General features: G+C 45.3%; 8 protein-coding genes. All 8 read right to left on the minus strand.

The features are described from left to right. Nucleotides 1-384, minus strand: a 384-nt coding sequence (locus tag AC3WQT_RS28825) for an RHS repeat domain-containing protein (RefSeq protein ID WP_492709452.1), incomplete at its 3' end; no start/stop codon positions are given. A gap of 93 nt (nt 385-477) precedes the next feature. Further along, the gene (locus AC3WQT_RS28830; RefSeq protein ID WP_492709454.1) at nt 478-978 is read right to left on the minus strand and encodes a hypothetical protein; all 501 of its coding nucleotides are present in this window, start codon (nt 976-978) and stop codon (nt 478-480) included. Nucleotides 979-1,020: 42 nt separating this feature from the next. Further along, complete coding sequence (locus tag AC3WQT_RS28835) at nt 1,021-1,401, minus strand: Imm44 family immunity protein (protein ID WP_492709456.1); 381 nt, start codon at nt 1,399-1,401, stop codon at nt 1,021-1,023. A 21-nt stretch (nt 1,402-1,422) separates the two neighbouring features. Further along, nucleotides 1,423-2,478, minus strand: coding sequence for an RHS repeat domain-containing protein (locus AC3WQT_RS28840; protein WP_492709465.1), 1,056 nt, complete (start codon nt 2,476-2,478; stop codon nt 1,423-1,425). Nucleotides 2,479-2,487: 9 nt separating this feature from the next. Then, complete coding sequence (locus tag AC3WQT_RS28845; RefSeq protein ID WP_492709457.1) at nt 2,488-3,048, minus strand: hypothetical protein; 561 nt, start codon at nt 3,046-3,048, stop codon at nt 2,488-2,490. 457 nt (nt 3,049-3,505) lie between these two features. Beyond that, a complete protein-coding gene (locus tag AC3WQT_RS28850; RefSeq protein ID WP_492709459.1) occupies nt 3,506-3,838 on the minus strand; it encodes a hypothetical protein in 333 nt (110 codons plus the stop codon). Nucleotides 3,839-4,000: 162 nt separating this feature from the next. Continuing rightward, nucleotides 4,001-4,348: a hypothetical protein gene (locus tag AC3WQT_RS28855; RefSeq protein ID WP_492709461.1), complete on the minus strand. Its 348-nt coding sequence runs from the start codon at nt 4,346-4,348 to the stop codon at nt 4,001-4,003. Continuing rightward, nucleotides 4,345-5,346, minus strand: a 1,002-nt coding sequence (locus tag AC3WQT_RS28860) for an RHS repeat-associated core domain-containing protein (RefSeq protein ID WP_492709463.1), incomplete at its 5' end; no start/stop codon positions are given. The genes AC3WQT_RS28860 and AC3WQT_RS28855, both read right to left, overlap by 4 nt.

Genomic DNA, 5,346 nt, shown 5'->3' on the forward strand with positions numbered 1-5,346 from the left:
GAACTGGGTGCTGTGGTTGTTGGCATCGGTGACGCTGGTGAGGTTGTCGTTGTTGTCGTAGCCAAAGCCGGTGCTTTGGTTATTGGTGTCGATGACGCTGGTGACGCGGTCAAGATTGTCGATGTTGCTGATGCTGCGCTGGTTGAGAGGGTCAGTGCTGCTGACGGTGCGGCCTATGGCGTCAGTACGCAGGATGACGCTGCGGTTGAGCGGGTCGGTGATGCAGCTGAGGTCGTAGCCGTCGTAGCCAAACTGGGCGGTTTTGTTGCGGGCGTCTGCTGTACCAGTAGCAGCCAAGCAAAAAAGAAGGAACAAGCGCCAACCAATAATTTGATGAGCAGTCTTTTTGAGCTTCTTTACTTTTGTTTCACTCCTGCTCATCATGATTAACTGATTTTTTTATACGTTACCCAGCAGACTTCCCCTCTCCAACTCAAGCGTTAGATCAAGTGATCCGCTTAATTCAGCCTTGTACTACTATAGGAAAGGAACCGCCAAAGCAATAATTTCTGCTCTGGTAAGCTTCTCTTCAGGTTCCTTTTTAATCGTTCCAATAAGTGACTTTGAATCGCCTGTACAACAACGACTGATATCATATGTGATTGGAAAAATCTGATTAACATCTAATCCCATAAACATTTCAAGCGCCTCTGGGCCGAAGCGCTCTCGCTGAATATCGTGATATCTCGGCAAAGTAAACCACTTGTCGGCGTTAAAAATTGAAAGAGTCAAGAAATGCTGTGTTAGTCGTGCATTATTTGCGTCAACATTTCCAATTAACGCCCAAGTGTCCGTGCCATTGGCGAAACGAACCTTAGTACCAACAAGCTTCCCTGTTAGGCTTTTGACAGGTATTCTTTTTATTGGCCGAACAACTGTTTCCCCGATTTTTTCGTGAGAATTTGTATATTGCCAGACAGGATATTTTTCCAAATCAGCAATTGTTAGCGTTTCAGCTTTTTTTGTCGTTTCGCTCATAGAGGTTAAGGAAATAATACGAAGCCAAAGAACATCTATAATTCACGATTCAGCGATACGAAATTTTTGCTGGAAATCTTCGATAAAGCGCTGTAGATCAAAATCATCAATTTTGTATTTTGAAATAACCTCTGGAATTTCTTTCAAAAGTAATTCAGAAATTATCATTTTTTTCTTCGTGAAATCGGCACTTTTCATTGTCGGCAGATCAAGCATGATATCCACATATAATTTCTTTTCTTTCTTCGACAATCGTATTCGTCGCTTCAGATTTAAGGCGGGATCTTGGCACATGAAAACAACGGTAATCCCAATTAGTCCAGTACCATAATCCCGTTCTTGGAAGTAGGAGTGGTATTTATCGTCAGAAAATGCCTTTAGAACCTGATCAATATTTGACTCCCAATCGAAGTCACCTAACATATTAAATCTCATAATTCCTCACTATTTAATCATTTTATTGCCAGGCGGCAGTTTACCTGTTTGCCATAGAAAGTTTTTAATTTTCATAGCCTCAAGAATAAGTGCTTCACTAAGTGTTCCTCCAAACTCCTTAACATAACTTACCCCATATTCTCCAATACTATCTAAATAGCTCTGAGAATATCGCGTAGCAGGATTTTTTGTTGTGCCGAATTTCCACACGTCTCCAGCCTCACACCATTTGAGACCTGTGGCCTCCTTAGCACCTCTCGCCATAATAGGGTAAAAGCCACTTTGATTGACTCTTAACGCATATTGCTCAACAATCCTAGCTGCACTTGAAGCACCAGAAAGTGAAGCACTGAGAGGAGTCGGTACACCAACCGCAATCTCTGTCCCCACTACAACACCAGTACCAATTGCTACCGAATTTTCAGCAACAAAGAAATATATCGCATAACACCAAGGACACAATCCATTAGGGTCACTGAACGAAATCGGATTTCCACCTACATACCCATATCCATTAACTCCCCCACCCAGCCCAATCGGGTCTTCCGATATAAACCGATGTGTCGCAGGTGAATAATATCTGGCACGGTAGTAATACAATCCCGTCCCGTCATTCTCACGTCCAGTGTACTGAAACGAGTTGTTGATGACCGCATCTGCCTTTGTATTGCCATAAGGATCGTAGCTGTAATCAACGACCTTGTCGCCAGTTGCATTAGTGAGCCGGATAGTGGAACCGAGTGCATCGGTGAGATAAGTCAGGCTTGTCGCTGATGCTCCAGTACCACTCTGCTGTGCAAATACCTGATCTACTCCGGCACTGATGTAGCTGTTGATTGGGCTTGCGCCACTGAGTTCTTGCACGATATTGACACCATCATACATAAACCCGGTACTGACACCATTGATGGTTTTGTTTTGTCTTCTGCCCAGTGCGTCATAACTGAAGCTGGCGACTTCTGTGCCTGTGCTGTCCTTGATCTGGATGAGCTGGTTGCGGGCGTTCCGGATGTAGGTTTTGAGGCCATCGCTGGTGAGATTGCCGTTGGCATCGTAATGGAGTATCCGGCTGCCCTAGGTGGCGAGGCGGTTGTTGGCGTCGTAGCTGGCTGTGCTTATTGTGTCGGGTAAATCTGTCTTTGCCAGGCTGCCGCTGGTTTTGGTGCGGCGGCCATTGGCGTCGTAGGAGTAGGCCAGGTCACCGATGAGGCTGTTGTCGGCTTTTTTGTAGGTGATGCCAGTGAGCTGACCTGCATCGTCATAGCTGTTGTCGCGGGTGATGCCGTTGGCGTAGGTGATTTTGGTGAGGCAGCCTGCGTCATCATAAGTAAACTGGATGTTCTGGGCCTGATTGTTGTTGATGGCACCTGCGGCCTGGTCTATGCGGGTGAGCCTGCCGACTTTGTCGTAGGTGTAGCTTTGTGTTGGTTGGCCTGCGACGGTCATGCTGCTGCGCTGGCCGTTGGCGTCGTAGGTGTAGTTGACTGTGCCTTTGGGGCTGGTCATCTGGGTGACGCGGTCGATTTTGCTGATGCTGCGCTGGTTGAGCGGGTCGGTGATGCTGCTGAGGTCGTAGCCGTCGTAGCCGAACTGGGTGGTTTTGTTGCGGGCGTTTGCTGTACCAGCATAAGCCAAGAAAAACAGAAAAAGAAAACACCCGATTAGTATTTGGTGAGAAAAATTTCTCACCAACTGTATTTTGATCTCAATCCTGCTCACCATGATTAACTGATTTTTTTAAACTTTGCTTAGCAAAATTTTCTTCTCCAACTCAAGTGCAAGAAAATGATTGAAAGGCAGATGTGCCAGTTTGACTGTGACATAGATGATCGCGATGAGAACGGGCAAGCGATATGGGAATTGTGGCACAAGTAAAACGAACGAGAAAAATAACACCGTCTGCACCAACAGTGGCAACCATACCTGCCAACGTCGCCAGACCACACCCAGGACCGGGCGTATCAGAGCTGATTGTTCTTGTCTGGATAAGCCCTTAAGGGTAGGGATCCCAGTTTTGTTCCAATAAATAGTCATATTCGCCGTTTCAAAAAATACCTCTATGATTTGTGTGGAATGCTTTTGCAAAAATAATTTAAGAGGCCACTGAAATTTTATGAATGCGCAAGACAGTTGCCGCGGACGGAGAAATTAACCCTTCAGACTCTTTGATCAATTCGCGCAGCACTGAAATGGCTTTCTCTTTTTCAGCATGATTAATTAAATGCGCAGCCGCTGCGAATCGAACCTCTATTGAACTATGGGTTAGCAAAGGTAATAAACGTTCTGAAACAACACCATCTTTCACCCATTCCGCTACAATTTTTTTATTAGCACGCTCTTTTGCATTTGCAGTTTTAGAACTTCCTTTATCAATACTTACCCAATATTCTTCAGCATTTTGAATGAATATCATTTTCTCTGTCATCAGATTCACTTAAGAAATTCATATAATCAAGCGCCCTATCGCGGGGTTCGAAAAAAAACTTACTCAAGCATCGCTTTACCAAGAACGAAAGGTTTTGAGCAATGCGGCAATAAATAGTCATAAATCTCAGTCAAGAATATTGCAGAGCCCATCAAATTTTCTCTATAAATCAGAGTTAATTGAGATTTTATTGATGCGCAGAACTGCGTCCGCCGAACTCGCAATCAAGCTTGGTTCTTTGACTAACTCTCGCAGCACTGCAACAGCCTGTTCCTTGCCCCCATGATTAATCAAATGCGCAGCAGCAGCAAACCTAACAGCAACTGCCTCATGTTTTAATAAAGGCAGTAATAGCTCAAGGACAACGCCTTCTTTTGCCCAGCGAGTCACCATTTTTTCCGCTGCACGAATCCTGGCATTTGCTGCCCTTGCATTACCGGCATACACATCCGACCATTCATTTATGGCATCCTGAACAAATACTCTCAAATCTTCTTCATTTTTAATCATAATTTCCCCGCAAGCGCTTTTTGAACAATATCCAAGCCGATCTCATATTGTTTTTGATAAGGTAATCCATTTAATGAATCTCTTAACGTCATGTTTGTTCCGCGAACTAATGTAGAGTAATGTGCGCTTATAGAATCATGAACAGCTTCAGGTAAACGCACCAAATTACTCGTCGTATTCAGAGCGCTAGCTGGAAATCCACTTCTGACTGCCTGACATTGCTCTACAACATGATGAATATTTTCCCCCGGCTGTGTTCCAAGTGCAGTTTTAGCTTGTTTAAAACTATTGAAAACTTGAACTGTACCGATTTCTTCAGCAATGGTCGTAACCGCTCTTGCTGTCGATTTAGCAGCAGTTGCCGCAGGCGACGCAGATGGCATCATAGCCCCAGTAGAAATTGCTGCGACAATCTCTGCTCCAATCAGCAATTGCTCCGCATACAGGACACCATAGTAGCAAGCAACTAACAGCGGCCCAAAACAACGCCCAGACGGATCAGTAAAGCTGATCGGATTCCCACCGACATACCCATAAGTGTTAATGCCCCCATTCAATCCAATCGGGTCTTCCGATATAAAGCGGTGTGTCGCTGGTGAATAATATCTGGCACGGTAGTAGTACAGTCCGTTCCCGTCATTCTCACGCCCTGTGTACTGGAAGGCGTTGTTAATGACCGCATCTGCCCTGGTATTGCCATAAGGATCGTAGCTGTAATCAACTACCTTGTCGCCTGTTGCATTAGTGAGTCTGATAGTGGAACCGAGTGCATCCGTGAGGTAAGTCAGACTGCTTGCACTTGGTCCCGCTCCACTTTGCTGCGCAAATACCTGATCTACACCACCACTAATGTAGCTGTTGGTGACGTTGTTTCCACTGAGCTCTTGCACGATGTTGACACCATCATACATAAACCCGGTGCTGACACCATTGATGGTTTTGGCTTGTCTTCTGCCCAGTGCGTCATAACTGAAGCTGGCGACTTCTGTGCCTGTGCT

This window comes from Undibacterium sp. FW305-107, assembly GCF_058788535.1.